Origin of the sequence: Asticcacaulis sp. AC402 (assembly GCF_000495835.1) — a bacterium.
Lineage (GTDB): Bacteria > Pseudomonadota > Alphaproteobacteria > Caulobacterales > Caulobacteraceae > Asticcacaulis.
The window spans coordinates 65040-80904 of sequence record NZ_AWGC01000015.1 but is presented as its reverse complement, the minus strand read 5'-3'; the positions used below and the strand labels follow the sequence as shown (position 1 = coordinate 80904).

Sequence of the window (15865 nt, the reverse complement as noted above, 5' to 3'; positions counted from 1 at the left end):
GCATCGTATCAATCAATTTTCATGAAGCGGGTTCGACCATCGGGTCTCCCGTCTTTGCCAAAACCGAGCGTCGGGGGTCAGGCGTTTCGATAAATTGGAACCAGTAGTCCTCAAGGCTGCTCACGACACGGTCGTAATCGTCTCGCGTAAACGGCTTGGTTACGAAACCATTGGCATAGGCCTTGTAGGCATCCAGCAGGTCCGTTTCCGCCTTGGAACTGCTCATCACGATCGCCGGAATTACCCGAAGATCCGGGTCGGTCTTGACCTGAGTCAGAAATTCGCTGCCTGACATGTAAGGCAGGTTGAGGTCCACCAGGATGAGATCCGGACGCGGCGCCTGGGCGTAATCTCCCCCCTGCCGCAGGATTTTCAACCCCATTTCCGCGGTGTCCGCGACCGTGACCCTGCCCGGTACATCGGCCCTTTCAAACGCCTTGCGAATCAGAATGGCATCGCCGCGGTTGTCCTCTACCAACAGGACCTGCGGGAACTTTGTTCTTTCAGCGACGGTGGTCATGGGCACTCTCGAAATCGAAATCCCGGACGATTTGAAATCCAGGACGAAGTGGTTTTGTCGAGACAGCCACTGTCTTGGTCTTTTTACCTTCAAGCGGCGCGTGTGCACTTGAAGGGGGCAGCGGAGACCCCAACGAATTCGGAGATTTTCGGGAGATTTCACCCGTCGTCGCTATGATGACATCAGATCAACAACCTTAGCGCGGGTGACGACGGCCGGGCAGCCTCGGAAACTACTTAAGATTTCAATTTTTGCGTACCCACGGCTTCCGCAAATCGGACGTCCGTCAAGCTTTCGGCTTCACGTGGAAAACATGCCCTAAACAGCGTTCACCCGACTTCGGTAGATGTAAAGCTTATCGTACCGCCGTGGGCCGCAACAATTTCTTTTGAAATGTATAGGCCGAGACCAAGATTTGTTGATATTGGCCGGCTTTTGGTTTCGTCATTTGATTGGGCTCGGGTCAGAGCGTTGAAGATGGTGTGCTGGTTTTCCGGCGCAATCGGTATGCCTTCATTGTGCACCGAAAGCACTACGGCGTGGGGTGTGCCTTCGACACGGACCGTGATGGGCGAGCTTCGAAATCCGTACTGAACTGCATTACCCAGCAGGTTGGAAAACACCTGGCCGATGCGCGCCTTGTCCCAGGCGCCCCGTACATCGCCGGACACCTTCAAAACGAACTCGCGGGCGGGATGCAGGACGCGCATTTCATCGACCAACTGGTGGCCAGTAAATCCCATATCCATGACCTGGCGGACAATCGGCAAACCCGACCCCAGCCGGGCGAGCGTCAGATCGAGCAGATTGCTGACGATCTCACTGGCCCGCACCGAACTTTCGACAATTTGGTTTTGCAGCATGGTTTGCCGCTCTCCCAAAGATCCGACCTTCATGGTCAGCTGCGCCGACATGGAAATCGCGCCCAGCGGATTGCGCAGGTCATGGCTAAGTATCCCGAGGAACAGGTTGCGCGCCAGGTCGAGTTTTTGGGAGTAGTCGCGAATCGATTCCGTCAGCGCCTGATCGATGGCTTCGTTGAAACGTATCAGGGCATTGACATGGGCGCCGGTCACGACCGGAGAAGAGGCCAGCCACAGCTTGGTCACGCTGGCCCGCAGCGCGCGATACTCCGAGACCATCTGATCCATATTGAAGCCTCCGTCATAGCGCAGAGACGCGTGGATCTCGGCGGCGCTCGGGTTATGGCCCTTCGGCTTGTCGCCATGGGACTTTTCGGTTTGCTCGGCCAGGGTCTGTGCCGATTCGATATCGGTGACGATGAAGTCGAGGATCTGGACAATATGGTCGCGCATCACCAGCGGCCCCATGTGGACGCCGGCGGGCACGAGGGTCCGTGCGAAGCTCTCCCAATCCGCCACAATCGCGGCGGTATTTCCACGAATGAAGTCGACGAGTTGCATTTTACACGCTTTCCCTGCCACAACCGGAAATCAGAATCCGACGCCGGCAAAAGTTTCGAGGCACACATTTTTGGCAAGCCGACATTTGTCGAAAGTCAATATATGTCTTGCAAAGTCAGATAATGGATAGGATCGGAAAATACGCATTGAAAATTTGCGCATTGCAGCAGAGTGTTAGATCGACCCACATTGCGAGTCCGCAACGGGCCAGAAACAACAGCTATTGCCACTTCAAACTTCCCCCTTGCACAGCGGCCCGACGCGGACGCAACCTCTGATTTACGTGGTCGACGATGACTGCATTATCCGTGACGTCTTGCGAGACTTCCTTGAGGGTGAAGGACTGTCTGTCGTAGAATACGGAACGGGTGAAGCCTTTCTGAGCGATTATACCTCAGTTGGAAACGCTTGCCTGCTGCTCGACTCACGGCTGCCTGGCATGAACGGTCTGGAGCTATTGCAAGATTTTCGCAGCAGCGGCCACACAATTCCCGTCATTATGATTACGGGTCATGGCGATGTGACTATGGCGGTCGAGGCTATGAAAGCGGGAGCGTGGGATTTCCTGGAAAAACCTGTCACCCGTCGCCGGCTGATCGCCTGCGTTGAGACGGCAGTCAAGGCGTCTCGGCGTCGGGCCACTTTCGAGACCGAACACCGGTCGGCGGTTGAGCGTATTGCAAGGCTGACACCGAGGCAAAGCGACATCATGGCGATGATTATGTCAGGGCACCCTAACAAGAACATCGCCGCTGACTTGGGAATCAGCCAGCGCACCGTCGAAAATCATCGCGCGTCCATCATGAAAAAACTTCAGGCCAGGTCCCTGCCGGATCTGGTGCGCATTGCCACCAGCGGCATCGCAGATCCGTCGAACCCGCATATGTGACGTTATACCAATCTACGATGACCTTGACTCATCGTGGGTTGGCAAGCGCGACAGCGTACGTTTCTGGGGCGCCCGAGCTTTTGCGAGGAGCCATGGGGGGCGCATAGTCCGGCCCTTGAGCTGCAAAAAAGCGAATACCAAGCGTCATTCTTCATGAGTCTTGGTGTTATACCAATCCACGATGACCTTGACTCATCGTGGATTGGCAAGGGCGACTGCCCGCCCGAGCTTACGCGAGGAGCCAAGCGGCGCTTGAGCTGAAAAAATGCGAATACCAAGCGTCATTCTTTATGAGGCTTGGTATTAGAGCGCAATCCGATAAGGTGGACACCACTGCACGGGCGTTCCCGTTTTCGGAAAAATTGCGCGACAAAACAGAAACTTGGAACAGAGTTTTGATTTCATCAAAACGCGTGTTGCTCTCGATTCCTAGGCTACCTATGGCAGAACTTTGACGGGCTCCTGGATTGGAAAAGTCATCGACCAGAGCGTGCCCTTACTTGCAACCAGATGAATATCCCCACCGATTTGCTCGACAAGCCGGCGAACAAGTCCAACACCATGCCGTTTACTGCCCGCCCGTTCGCCAAATCCCTTTCCATCGTCAAGTACAGTCAGATGGCCGGTCTCGGGCGCAGCAGGGTCGCGGAACACGGACACGGCTATAGTGCCGGTCCCGTCGGCAAAGGCATGGTCGTAACTGTTAGTGACGAGTTCCGCGACGATGATACCCAAGGCTGTAACCACGTCCAGTTCCAGCAGGAAAGATTCGCTGGCACAGGTCAGCGCAATACCTTCGATATCGCCATCCTGGATTTCTGCCAGATTGACGCATAAGGACTTCACATAGTTTCCGAAGTCGGTGGCATGAGTCATTTCTGTGCCGAGCAGGTTTTCGTAAACCTTGGCCAGCGTGAATACGCGGCGCGCGATGGCCCTCAGACCGCGTTGACCGGCTTCATCGCTGGTATCGTCCAACTGTTTCGTCAGCATGCCGTAGATCAATTGCAGATTATTGCGGACCCTGTGCTGAAGTTCTTCGGCCAGAACCTTTTTCTGGTCCAAAAGCCGGTCCTTTTCCGAGACCAGGGCCTTCATCTCGCCGATGGTCGCCTGTAACAGTTCCAGGCGCGCCGAGGTCGCGACGGCCTCAGCCAGGACATTGGCAAAACCGGTCAGGAAGTTGATGTCGTGCTGATCGTAGTTCTGTTGAACATTGTTGTCGATCTCGAGTACGCCGTAGGGCTGCTTGTCCTTGATATGGATGACAACGTCGACGGTCGAAATGATGCCATGATCGGCATAGAAGGGTGGCAATTCGAACCCATTGTCAGCGCGCAGGTCGTTGGCGATGGAGGGCTGTCCGGTAATGAAGGCGCGCCCCTGCGGTGTGCTTTCGTCGGCCCTGGAGACGACGTTGCCGACCACGCCGGGCTTCCAGCCGTAGCCGGCTTCAACGAGCAGATCGTTTTCGCTTTCGCGGAAACGGCACACCTTGCTGAACGGAACGTCAAGACCGAGTGCGCAGACCCTTGCGGCTTCCGTCAGCACCTTGTGCAGGTCACCTTCGCGCAGCGCATAGCTGCCGAAACCGGCGATCGCCGCCTGTTGGCGAAGCAGCTTGTATACTCTTGCAGCGTTGTCAGACATGGGCAGCGTTCTCAGACATGGGCGGCTCCACGTTCAGGCAAGGCAGTCTTTAGGAGCTTGAAACCACGCGGGTGGGTTTTATGACTTGAACCGGTGGTGGCGATATCGCTAACGATACTGAGGCTGCTTAGCAAATCCTTCGTCAAATACGGTTTCACCAGACAGGCGTCGCCATCATCGGATGTCAACTCGAATTGCATCGCGTTGCCGCTGACAAACAAAATGCCCGTTCGCCGGAGCTTATGCAACTGAAAGGCGATTTCCGTACCAAATCCGCCTTCGGCCAGTCGCAAATCTATCACCGCAAGATCAGGAAGGTGCAGCCTGGCCAGGGCTACAGCCTTGTCCACGGTCCGTGCAATGCCGCAAACCCGGTAGCCGGACGCCAAAAGACAGGCTTCTGTCATGTCGGCAATCATCAGGTCGTCCTCAACGATCAGCACCTTCAACATGGACTATCCTCGCGGCCCCAACTTTTGCGGGTAGGTTGTAGAGTATCTGCGACGGCCGAACAGGATCGGATTCTACCTATAACCGGATCTGTTTTGCTCAAATTTCACCCCGGCGTAAGTTCTCATTGGGTCGGGCGATTTTTTCGAGACGTCCTGCACCACTTACGGGACTGTGCACCAGACGTTTTGCCAAGAACTTCCGCCGTGGGTAGACTCCGAACCTGCACGCCGAAGTCTGACCGGGTTAACAAGGTGACAGGCTTAGCCAGCCGGCGCGTCGAAAACACCCCGATGAACCCATTTGGCCTGCAGTCGCCTACTCTCTCAGGTACACGACCTTGCCGCCGAGCATGGTCAACATCACCTGCGTGTCGCCGAGGTCCTCCGGCGGCGTCGCAGACAGGTCGCGATCAAGCACGATCAGGTCAGCATAGTTGCCGGGTTCGATCGAGCCAACATCCTGTTCAACCTGCAGGGCATAGGCTGAGCCAGAGGTCATGGCGCGCAGGGCCGCGTCCAGGTCCAGACCAGGGTCGATGCCCAAACGGCCGGGGTACTTGGCCTGATCATCGCGCGTCGTCGTGCGGGTCACGGCGACTTTCAACGCGAACCATTCATTCAATGGATCAACCGGCCAGTCACTGCCAAAAGTCAGTCGGGCGCCATAGATGGCCAACAAGCCCGACGGCTCCAAAATGGCGTGGCGGTAGGGACCGAGATAGTCTCGCGCGCCCTCGATGGTGTCAGCGGCGGGCTTGCCCCACTGGAACGACAGGACCGGTACAACATTCAGTTCGGCAAACCTCGGAAAATCTGCGGGATCAACGATTTCGGCGTGAGCGACAGCCGGGCGGACGTCCACACCCGGACGGCTGCGGCGCAGGTCGGCCACGGCATCCAGCGCCAGTCGCACGGCGCCGTCGCCATCGGCATGCATGTGCGGATCGATGCCGGCATCAACCAGACGGCGCAGGGTGTCAGTCAACTGTTCGTAACTGAAATAGGTTTTGGGTCCGCGGTTGCTGCCTGGACGCCAGTGGGGATCGGATTCACTTCCAACATTCTCGAAGTATGGTGCCACCATCACCCCGGTGAAGGCCGGTGCTGTAATGACGCCGTCGAGGAACAGCTTGGCGGTATGGATGCGCAAGGCCGGTTTTGCGCCCTGATCGCCGGTGTCGTAAATTTGGCGCTGGCGTACCACCTCGGCCACGGCAGCCTCAGAGTTGTAGTTTTCGCCGGCGTCGACCAGCACGGCAAAGTGGCCGCGCGCCGTCAGTTCGCCGTTGCGGTACAGGGTCTGATAGGCGGTGAGGGTCTCGATATCGGTATAGGCATCGAGGAAGGTGGTAATCCCCTGCTCTGCCATCAGTTTCAGCGCGATTCGGGCCGCCTTGAGATTTGTCTCTTCATCGGGAGGCGGCACCAGGTCCTGGACGAGCGACTGGGCGGCGTCTTCAAGCAGGCCGGTGGCCTCGCCATCGGGACCGCGGACGATACGACCATCCTTGGGGTCCCGTGTGTCGCGGCCAATTTTGGCTAAGGCCAACCCGGCCGAATTGACCAGGGCTGAGTGTCCGAATGACGAGCGCACCATGACCGGGCGCTGAGTCATCAGGGTATCGAGGTCGGCGTGGGTCGGAGCGTAGCCCGTAGGGATCATATCCTGCTGGAACCAGTTGATGACGACCAGCCAGCGATCGGCCGGGGCATCGGCCTCGGCATCGAGGCAGGCCTGGACGCGGCCCAGGAAATCTTCGCGAGTCAGCCGTTCATAATTGAGGTTGCAGCCAAGCGTGCGCAAGCCCCCCGATTGCGGGTGCATGTGGCCATCAACCAGACCCGGCATAAGGGTCCGGCCTTTCAGGTCGACAACAGCGGTCTTGCGGCCAGTCAGGGCCTTGGCGCCGATGTCGTCGCCAACAAAGACGATCCGACCTTCACGGATCGCCACGGCCTGGGCGACGGTGCCGCCGGGATCGAGCGTCATTACCTTCCCGTTGATAAAGACGGTCTGGGCGGGTGGTTGAGCCGCGACGGCGGGAAGACTGCAGCCCAGCAGCACCGCGGCAAGGCAACTCAGTCGGACGATTGGCGATAGCATGCGGTGCTCCTGAAAACAGACCAAAGGTGACTGTGCGCCGGGCGCAATGTCAACCGGTCACTGTCAGGTGAACTTGCCGACCGGCACGGCGCCGTCGTCCGGATCTTCTTCCGATAGTTAACGAAGCTTTCGACCATTTTTGCAGACCGGCCCCTGGCGCGATACAGATCGACGATAGGGCTGGTGGCACCGTTGGGGTCTTGTTGATCGGCGGCACGGAAATTGGCCAGGACCTCCCGGGCGCCTTTAAGGGCAATACGCGGCAGCTTATGCCCCGGATCCGTGCCCGACCGTCAAGTTGCTCGAAAGGCGCCCTTCCAGAAGAGTTTTCGAATTGGAGGGACCGGGCGCTTGCCCGCGGGTTCATCGCCCCCCAGGCAGGTTCGGTGACGGCAGGCTCGGTGACAACAGACGGGTTGTGTCAGACTGGGTCGTTTCAGACTGGGGGGACACGTCGGGACACGGAACAAACCGGACTGGCACCGCATCGCAGCATAACTGCGATTTTCGGGCTTCAGTCTGCCGCTTGACGCTTCGACATAATTGCAGTTGTGACCACTATCGCATTCGGGCATGCCGCAGCATGTGATTCGCGTAAATTTTCCCTTTATGCACGGCGAATCTGAGCTAAAACGCTATTTCACTTTGTGTTTGGCCCATCGCAGGGCTAAGTCCCAAATCTCAGCGTTCACGTATCGTAATCGTTTCTTTCAGCCATGTGAGCCGGGCGTTACCAAAACGGCTTGCATTCTTGCGCGATGCAAACATGTTACAACGTTGAACGGTCTAAAAGTTTTATGGATACCTCATGAAAAAGATAGAAGCCGTCATCAAACCCTTCAAGCTCGATGAAGTGAAGGAAGCCCTTCAGGAGATCGGGGTTCAAGGGATGACCGTTTTGGAGGCCAAGGGCTATGGTCGCCAGAAAGGCCACTCGGAACTCTACCGGGGAGCCGAGTACGTTGTTGATTTTCTTCCGAAGATCAAGATCGAACTGGTCGTGGCCGACGACCTTGCCCCCGCCGCCCTGGAGGCCATCCAGACCGCGGCACGCACCGGCAAGATCGGCGACGGCAAAATCTTCGTGAGTGACGTTCTCGACGTCGTTCGCATCCGAACCGGGGAGTCCGGACCGCAGGCGGTCTGAAAGCTCCCTTTGTATTTAACGGCTTAACGGGGCGTCAAACATGACTTCTGCCGACATTCTCAAGCTCATCAAGGAAAAGGACGTCAAGTATGTCGACGTGCGCTTCTCCGACGTGCGCGGCAAAATGCAACACGTAACCTTCGACATCGACCTGGTCGACGAAGACTTCCTCGACGACGGTACTATGTTCGACGGTTCGTCGATCGCCGGCTGGAAGGCGATCAACGAGTCGGACATGAAGCTGCGTCCTGATTTAAAGACGGCCTATATCGACCCCTTCTATCAGCAGACCACACTGTTCCTGTTCTGTGACGTCGTAAACCCCGACACCAACGAACCCTACAACCGCGATCCTCGCTCAATTTCCAAGAAGGCCCTGGCCTATGTCAAGGCGTCGGGCGTGGGCGACACAGTCTATTTCGGTCCCGAAGCCGAATTCTTTATCTTCGACGACGTCCGCTGGTCGATCGCGCCGGAAAACACCGGTTACGCCTATGACGCTTCTGAGCTGCCGGGCAACTCGGCCAAGGTCTACCCCGAAGGCAATATGGGCCACCGCCCAGGGATCAAGGGCGGTTACTTCCCCGTCAACCCGGTCGACTCGGCGCAGGATCTGCGCGGAGAAATGCTGGCGGTCATGGGTGAACTGGGCATGGAACCTGAAAAGCACCACCACGAAGTGGCGCCCGCGCAACATGAACTGGGCCTGAAGTTCTCGGACATGCTGACCATGGCCGACCGCCTGCAGCTGTACAAGTACGTCGTCCATAACGTTGCCCATGCCTACGGCAAGACGGCCACCTTCATGGCCAAGCCGATGTTCGGCGACAACGGTTCGGGCATGCACGTCCACCAGTCGATCTGGAACAACGGCAAGCCTTTGTTTGCCGGTGACAAGTATGCCGGCCTGTCCGACCTGTGCCTGTGGTACATCGGCGGCATAATCAAGCACGCCAAGGCGATCAACGCTTTCTCGAACTCGACGACCAACAGCTACAAGCGCCTGGTCCCGGGCTATGAAGCTCCGGTCAAGCTCGCCTATTCGTCCCGCAACCGCTCCGCCTCGATCCGCATTCCGTGGGTGTCTTCGCCGAAGGGCAAGCGTATCGAAGCGCGCTTCCCGGATCCGATGGGGAATCCTTACCTGACCTTCACAGCCCTGCTGATGGCCGGCCTCGACGGTATCGAGAACCGCATCGATCCGGGCGCGCCGGCGGACAAGGATCTGTACCACCTGCCCCCCGAAGAGCAAAAGAACATCCCGGAAGTCTGCGGCAGCCTTCGCGAAGCCTTGCAATGCCTGGACAAGGACCGCGCCTTCCTGAAAAAGGGCGGCGTCATGGATGACGATTTCATCGATTCCTACATCGACCTGAAAATGGAAGAAGTCATGAATCTCGAACTGCGACCCCACCCGGTCGAGTTCGACATGTACTACAAGTGCTAGTTAATAGGTGATGCTGGCCTGCAAAGTGCTGTTTCCTGCTCTCCCGGTGCTGACGCGCTTGTCTACGCTCCGCTCCAGGTCTCGAAACCACCACTTTTCGACTCAGCCTGACCCACTATTGGACGGCTCGGCACGTTACTTATAACTTGCTACAGCCCTTCCCATCTGCTACTGGCCGCCCGGCAACGGGCGGCCTTTCTCTATTTTTGACCTCTTCGCAGTTCTGCCTTTATTACCATTGATACTAATTTAGTTTCGTTAGTTACCATATCTATTTCTGGTGTTTTGGCTGGCTTTTGCCACAATTTGACACATAAATGACGCAAATGTCCCGGCGAACCAGCCTTACGCTTCGTTAACCTCACAATCCCCTTTCCGATCCTTCGAAGTCACGGCACTGTGAGCATGTGCAATATCCGCTTATCCAAGGGGGATACTTTGAAAACGTGGATCAAACTCTCGAGAGCTGTGGCTGCGGCCGCCGCCCTCCTTCTGGTGGCTCCCGCCGCCAGTGTCGTTCTCGCCCAGGACACAGCGGTGGCCTCGGCCGAAGCCGTGGCTTCTGAAACCGCCTCTGCGGTCGCGGAAGCTGCTCCTGCAGCGGAAGCCGCTCCGGCGGCTGCGACCCTGCTTCCATCCCAGGTCGAACTGGTGCTGGATCCAGCCGCTACTACCTTCCTCATCTTCTGTACCGCCATGGTGCTGATGATGACCCTGCCGGGCCTGGCGCTGTTTTATGGCGGCATGGTGCGCAGGAAAAACATCGTCGCTACGGTTACCCAATCGGTCGCCATCACCTGCTTCGTTTCCGTTGCATGGTGGGCTGTCGGTTACTCTATGGCGTTCGGCAAGGTCGCCGAACCCTTGTTCGGCATACCCGCCGACACATTGAACCTGTTCTTTGGCGGCTTCGACAATCTGTTGCTTGCCAAGACAACCATGACGACCGCCTACAGCAATGGCTTCGTTGCGGGCATTCCTGAATATACTTGGATTGCCTATCAACTGACCTTCGCCATCATCACCCCGGCCCTGATCACCGGCGCCTTTGCCGAACGTGTCAAGTTCTCGGGTCTGATTCTCTTCATGATTCTGTGGTCGCTTCTGGTTTATGCGCCGATCTGCCACATGGTCTGGGGCGGTGGTTTACTGGGTCAGGCTGGCGTTCTCGACTTTGCCGGTGGCGCCGTGGTTCACTGCAACTCCGGTGTCGCGGGTCTGGTCGCAGCCCTGTTCCTCGGCCGCCGCAAGGGTTACGGCTCGGAAAACATGGCTCCGGGCAACGTTGTGTTCGTGATGATCGGTGCGTCGCTCCTGTTCGTCGGCTGGATCGGCTTCAACGCCGGTTCGGAGTGGGCGGGTGACGGCATCGCCTCTGTCGCTCTGCTGAACACCATTTTGGCAGCCTGTATGGGTGGCATTTCCTGGAAGATCGTTGAGTGGGTCTTCCGCGGCAAGCCATCACTGATCGGCATCCTGTCCGGTCTGGTATCCGGCCTGGTCGTCATTACCCCGGCCTGCGGTTTCGTAGACCCTGTCGGTGCTATAATTTGCGGCGCGCTCGCCGGTCCGGTCTGCTACATTTCGGCAACCTGGATCAAGAAGCTGCTCGGCTACGACGACTCGCTCGACGCTTTCGGCATCCATGGTGCCGGTGGTTTCCTGGGCGCTGTGCTGACGGGCGTTCTGGCTAACCCGGCTGTAAATTCTCTGGGCAACCCGGGCATTGAACAGGTCATGAAGCAGTTGTATGGCCTGGGCGTCACCGTCGCCTGGTCAGCAATCGGCACTCTGATCATCCTCATCATCTGCAAGTTCACGACAGGTTTGCGCGTGTCTGAAGCTGATGAAGACGCCGGTCTTGACTCGTCGCAACACGACGAAGTCATGGATCACTAAACCTACTTACCCAAATTTAACCTGTTGCACAAAAGAGACGGGGCGCTTCTTCGGAAGCGCCCTTTTTTGTTGGCACATAGCCAGTAATGGCCGACTGATTATATCAATTGTGTATTTTTAGTCACACCAACGGGTTATATTGACACAGGTCTTGGATGGCTGTCATAAATGTGCAAACTTGATTGCACTGCAATAAAAAACGTCAAAACTATACGGGAAACGCCTTGGGTCGGGTTGGACATAACGCATCTGAGGAACAACACAATGAAGAAGATTCTCCTGGCCGCGACCGCTCTCGCTGCCGCTACCATGGCTTTCGCTGGTTCCGCTTCGGCCGAAGGCACCGTCAGCTACAATATCGCCGTGACCAATGACTACGTCTTCCGCGGCTTCACCCAGACCGATGGCAGCCCGGCCATTCAGGGTGGCGTCGACTACAGCAACGGCATGTTCTACGCGGGCGGCTGGGCCTCGAACGTCGACTTCGCCGACTACGAAGTCGACTTGTACGCCGGCATCAAGCCGGTCGTCGGCGCTGCCACGTTTGACCTCGGCCTCGTCACCTATCAGTATGGCGATGAAACGCTTAATTCTACTGAAGCTAAGGCTGCCGTCACCTATGCCCTTCCCAAGGGTTCTATCGGCGCCGCCTACTTCCACAACATCGACTTCGACGACACCACCTACTATGAAATCAACGCCGCCTATCCGGTGACCGACAAGCTCACCGTGTCGGGCGCTGTCGGGGAACAGGATCTTTCCGGCCTCAAGTATTCGGTCGGAAGCATCGGCGTCACTTACGCCTTCAACCCGACCCTGGCGCTTGACGCCCGATTCTCGGACACCAACATCCCGGAATGGCTGGAACCGGCCAAGCCGCGCCTGGCTGTTACGCTGAAGGCCGTATTCTGAACCTGACCTGGGTTTACGCTGAAGGGCCGCTGCGGTTCGCCGCCGCGGCCCTGCTTTGTTTCGCACTCGCGAGAAAGCAACCCGGCGAAAGCGCAGTGTTTTCAGTGAATTAAATATGACAAATGCGTGCCGGCCCGGCAGCGCCGGCGAAATCCAGGTCTCGCCCCCAAGTCTGTAAATATGCTGTAAGCCTTTGAAATAATCGTGGTAAATATGCATCAAAGCGTGGCGAAACGCTCATGGGGGCTATACCCGTTCGCATTTTTTGGTACATTAATATAGGTTTTACCGACACACCTAATCGACTCAATGCCGGTGCCTGTGTCGCACCGGCCGTAACCAAGGAACTGGGAACTTTAACTATGAAAAAGACTCTTCTTGTCGCTGCTGTAGCTCTCAGCGCCCTGTTCGCCGGCGCAGCGTCGGCGCAGGACGCCGGTGAGCTGAGCTTCAACATCGCCGCCACCAATAACTATGTTTGGCGCGGCGTCACCCAGACTGACGATAACGCGGCTTTGCAGGGCGGCGTAGACTACAAAAAGGGCATGTACTACGTTGGCGCATGGGGTTCGAACGTTGACTTTGGCGCCGATACCGCCAGCACCGAGGTTGACCTGTATGCCGGCATCACGCCGTCTGCCGGCGATTTCTCGTTTGACTTCGGTTACATCCACTACTTTTACCCAGATCAAAGCGACAACAGTGATTTCGACTTTGGTGAACTGAAGGCCGCCGTCAGCCACCCTATGGGCGCCGGCTCGATCGGCTTCGCCATGTATCTGCCAGCCGAAGACCTGGAAGATCCGTATTACGAAGTTAACGCTTCCCAGCCGATCGGCGACAAGTGGACCGTTTCGGGCGCCATCGGCAACTATGAAGCTGCCGGTTACTCCACCTGGAACGTCGGCGTGACCTACGCCATCACCGACGCGCTGTCGCTTGACGTTCGCTACTCAGACGCTGGCCGTCCCGATGTCGATCCTATCGACGTCCCCAGCGAGGACCTGCCGGACAACATCTATGCGACGCTGAAGGTCGGCTTCTAAGAGATTATCTCCTGGCTAACCGGCCGCAAGGCTTACAATTGGGCCGCAAGTCGTTATCGACCTGCGGCCTTTTTCTTTGTGTATGCCTTGCCAAGTCGGGCGTTTCGCTTACTTGATTCGAAACGAATCACGTCACCGTAAAGCCCATGACTTCGACCACGCCCCAGCCCAACCTGTTCAACGGTGGTGAGGAGCCTGAAGGCTCCCCTACCCCCGAATCGCCCCCTGCCGCCAAGCGTCCACAGCCCGCGGCCAAACTCGTAGCCTCCAATCCCGTGCCCCTCTCGCAACCCCACATCCCCGATTCGAGCTACGCCGCCTCCAGCATCGAGGTGCTGGAAGGGCTTGAGCCGGTGCGGATGCGGCCGGGCATGTATATTGGCGGCACGGACGAAAAGGCGCTGCACCACCTGTTCGCCGAAGTGCTGGACAACGCTATGGACGAGGCGGTAGCGAATCACGCCAAGTCGATCTGGGTCGAGATGGATGCCGACGGTTATGTCAGCGTCCGCGATGATGGTCGCGGTATCCCGGTCGATCCGCACCCGAAATATCCCGGCAAGTCCGCGCTCGAAGTTATCATGACTGTGCTGCATTCCGGCGGCAAGTTCTCGGGCAAGGCCTACGCCACCTCGGGCGGTCTCCACGGGGTCGGCGCGTCGGTGGTCAATGCCCTGTCGGAACGGCTGGAGGTCACCGTGTGGCGCGACGGTCATGAGTGGCAGCAAAACTTCTCGCGCGGCCTCGTCCTGGCGCCGATCGAGCAGGTCCAGCCGTCGAAGAAGCACGGCTCGAAGCTGCGTTTCCTGCCGGATGTCGACATCTTTGGCACCAGCATTCGTTTCAAGCCGGCGCGGCTGTATCGGATGGCCAAGGCCAAGGCCTATCTGTTCCGTGGCGTGCAGATCTTCTGGAAATGCGCACCGTCTCAGATCCACGACCAGACGCCGCCGGAAGACAAGTTCTTCTTCCCCAACGGCCTGGCCGACTACCTGGCCGAACGCATCCAGGGAACTGAGTCGATAACCGAAATTTTTTCGGGGCGTGTTGAACGCAAGGATGATGCGGGCGCGGTCGAATGGGCCGTCGTCTGGTCGGCGGCCGGATTCGACGACCACGACAGCTTCGTCCAATCCTATTGTAATACCATCCCGACTCCTGACGGCGGCACCCACGAGTCCGGGCTGCGCGCCGCCCTGACGCGCTCGCTGAAGACCTATGCCGAGATGACCGGCGACAAGCGCGGTGCGTTGATCACGGCGGAAGACGTCGCGGCCTATGCCGGCATCGTCATTTCGGTCTTCATCCGCAATCCGGAATTCCAGGGGCAAACCAAGGACCGGCTGTCGTCGAGCGATGCCGCTCGCCTGGTCGAACGCGCCCTGGCCGACCCGTTTGACCACTGGCTGACCGGGTCGCCGAAGCAGGCCGAGAAGCTGCTGCAATTTATCATTGAGAAGGCCGAAGAACGGCTAAAAAAGCGCAAGGACAAGGAAGTTCAGCGTGCTTCGGCAACGCGCAAGTTGCGTCTTCCAGGCAAGTTGGCCGACTGTTCGCGCCAGGATGCCATTGGCACCGAATTGTTCATTGTCGAAGGCGATTCGGCCGGTGGTTCCGCCAAGCAAGGCCGCGACCGCAATACACAGGCTATTCTGCCCCTGCGCGGCAAGATCCTGAACGTGGCTTCAGCCACGGTGGACAAGTTGCGGCAGAACTCTGAGCTGTCAGATCTGGGGCTCGCCTTGGGCGTTCAGCCTGGCGCCAGGTTCAAGGAAGAGGATCTGCGCTACGAGCGCATCATCATCATGACCGACGCCGATGTCGACGGCGCCCACATTGCCAGTCTTTTGATTACCTTCTTTTACCGCACCATGCCGGCGATGGTCCGCAACGGCAACCTGTACCTGGCCATGCCACCGCTATACCGCATCGGCCATGGCAAGGAAGTGCATTATGCCAAGGACGACGCCCACCGCGCCGAGATTCTGGCCAAGCATTTCAAGGGCAAGAAGCCGGAAATCGGCCGCTTCAAGGGCCTGGGTGAGATGATGCCGGCGCAGTTGAAGGAAACCACCATGGATCCGAAGACGCGGACCCTGGCGCGGGTGACACTGCCGCATGACGAAGAGGATATCGAAAATCTGGTCGAGACCCTGATGGGTCGCAAACCGGAACTGCGGTACCGGTTTATTCAGGACAACGCGGAATTCGCGACAGAGGACCTGGACGTGTAATCAGGTGAGGCGCTTCGTTTCGCTGAACGCAAAGCGTACGAAGTCGACACAGTGTGTCGACTTCCGCGACGAACGCTCGGAGCTACGCGACGAGCAAAGGGCTTCGCCCCCAAGTCTTCATTTTCCTTCTTCTGACCTCGC

12 protein-coding genes are annotated in these 15865 nt (G+C 57.8%); 7 read left to right on the top strand and 5 right to left on the bottom strand.

Annotation, left to right across the window (positions count from 1 at the left end; all coding sequences use genetic code 11):
* Nucleotides 1–19 precede the first annotated feature (19 nt).
* Both ABAC402_RS29990 and ABAC402_RS29985 read right to left on the bottom strand, forming a co-directional pair.
* A complete protein-coding gene (locus ABAC402_RS29990) occupies nt 20–520 on the bottom strand; it encodes a response regulator (RefSeq protein ID WP_023449451.1) in 501 nt (166 codons plus the stop codon).
* 329 nt (nt 521–849) lie between these two features.
* Nucleotides 850–1944, bottom strand: a complete 1095-nt coding sequence (locus tag ABAC402_RS29985; protein WP_023449450.1) for a sensor histidine kinase KdpD — start codon at nt 1942–1944, stop codon at nt 850–852.
* Between the two features lie 283 nt (nt 1945–2227).
* On the opposite strand from ABAC402_RS29985, the gene ABAC402_RS29980 reads away from it, so the two are divergent.
* The gene (locus tag ABAC402_RS29980) at nt 2228–2833 is read left to right on the top strand and encodes a response regulator transcription factor (protein WP_155847366.1); all 606 of its coding nucleotides are present in this window, start codon (nt 2228–2230) and stop codon (nt 2831–2833) included.
* Nucleotides 2834–3271: 438 nt separating this feature from the next.
* On the opposite strand, the gene ABAC402_RS29975 is transcribed toward ABAC402_RS29980, so the two are convergent.
* The 3 genes from ABAC402_RS29975 to ABAC402_RS29965 all read right to left on the bottom strand — a co-directional run bounded on the left by ABAC402_RS29975 (nt 3272) and on the right by ABAC402_RS29965 (nt 7039).
* Nucleotides 3272–4483 carry a histidine kinase dimerization/phosphoacceptor domain -containing protein gene (locus ABAC402_RS29975; RefSeq protein WP_023449448.1) on the bottom strand — a complete coding sequence of 404 codons (1212 nt, stop codon included), beginning with the start codon at nt 4481–4483 and terminating at the stop codon, nt 3272–3274.
* 11 nt (nt 4484–4494) lie between these two features.
* Nucleotides 4495–4935, bottom strand: a complete 441-nt coding sequence (locus tag ABAC402_RS29970) for a response regulator (RefSeq protein WP_023449447.1) — start codon at nt 4933–4935, stop codon at nt 4495–4497.
* Nucleotides 4936–5251: 316 nt separating this feature from the next.
* Entirely contained in the window at nt 5252–7039 is a 1788-nt protein-coding gene (locus tag ABAC402_RS29965; protein ID WP_023449446.1) for an amidohydrolase, read from the bottom strand.
* Nucleotides 7040–7847: 808 nt separating this feature from the next.
* Here ABAC402_RS29965 and ABAC402_RS29960 point away from each other — a divergent pair.
* The 6 genes from ABAC402_RS29960 to parE all read left to right on the top strand — a co-directional run bounded on the left by ABAC402_RS29960 (nt 7848) and on the right by parE (nt 15724).
* Nucleotides 7848–8186, top strand: a complete 339-nt coding sequence (locus tag ABAC402_RS29960; RefSeq protein ID WP_018080099.1) for a P-II family nitrogen regulator — start codon at nt 7848–7850, stop codon at nt 8184–8186.
* Nucleotides 8187–8226: 40 nt separating this feature from the next.
* Nucleotides 8227–9633, top strand: coding sequence for a type I glutamate--ammonia ligase (gene glnA / locus ABAC402_RS29955; protein ID WP_023449445.1), 1407 nt, complete (start codon nt 8227–8229; stop codon nt 9631–9633).
* Nucleotides 9634–10071: 438 nt separating this feature from the next.
* Nucleotides 10072–11532 (top strand): ammonium transporter, encoded by a 1461-nt coding sequence (locus ABAC402_RS29950; RefSeq protein ID WP_235079947.1) that lies wholly within the window; start codon nt 10072–10074, stop codon nt 11530–11532.
* 264 nt (nt 11533–11796) lie between these two features.
* Nucleotides 11797–12444 (top strand): TorF family putative porin, encoded by a 648-nt coding sequence (locus tag ABAC402_RS29945; protein WP_023449443.1) that lies wholly within the window; start codon nt 11797–11799, stop codon nt 12442–12444.
* A 362-nt stretch (nt 12445–12806) separates the two neighbouring features.
* The gene (locus tag ABAC402_RS29940) at nt 12807–13490 is read left to right on the top strand and encodes a TorF family putative porin (RefSeq protein WP_023449442.1); all 684 of its coding nucleotides are present in this window, start codon (nt 12807–12809) and stop codon (nt 13488–13490) included.
* A gap of 146 nt (nt 13491–13636) precedes the next feature.
* Nucleotides 13637–15724: a DNA topoisomerase IV subunit B gene (parE, locus tag ABAC402_RS29935; protein WP_023449441.1), complete on the top strand. Its 2088-nt coding sequence runs from the start codon at nt 13637–13639 to the stop codon at nt 15722–15724.
* The last annotated feature ends 141 nt before the right edge of the window (nt 15725–15865 follow it).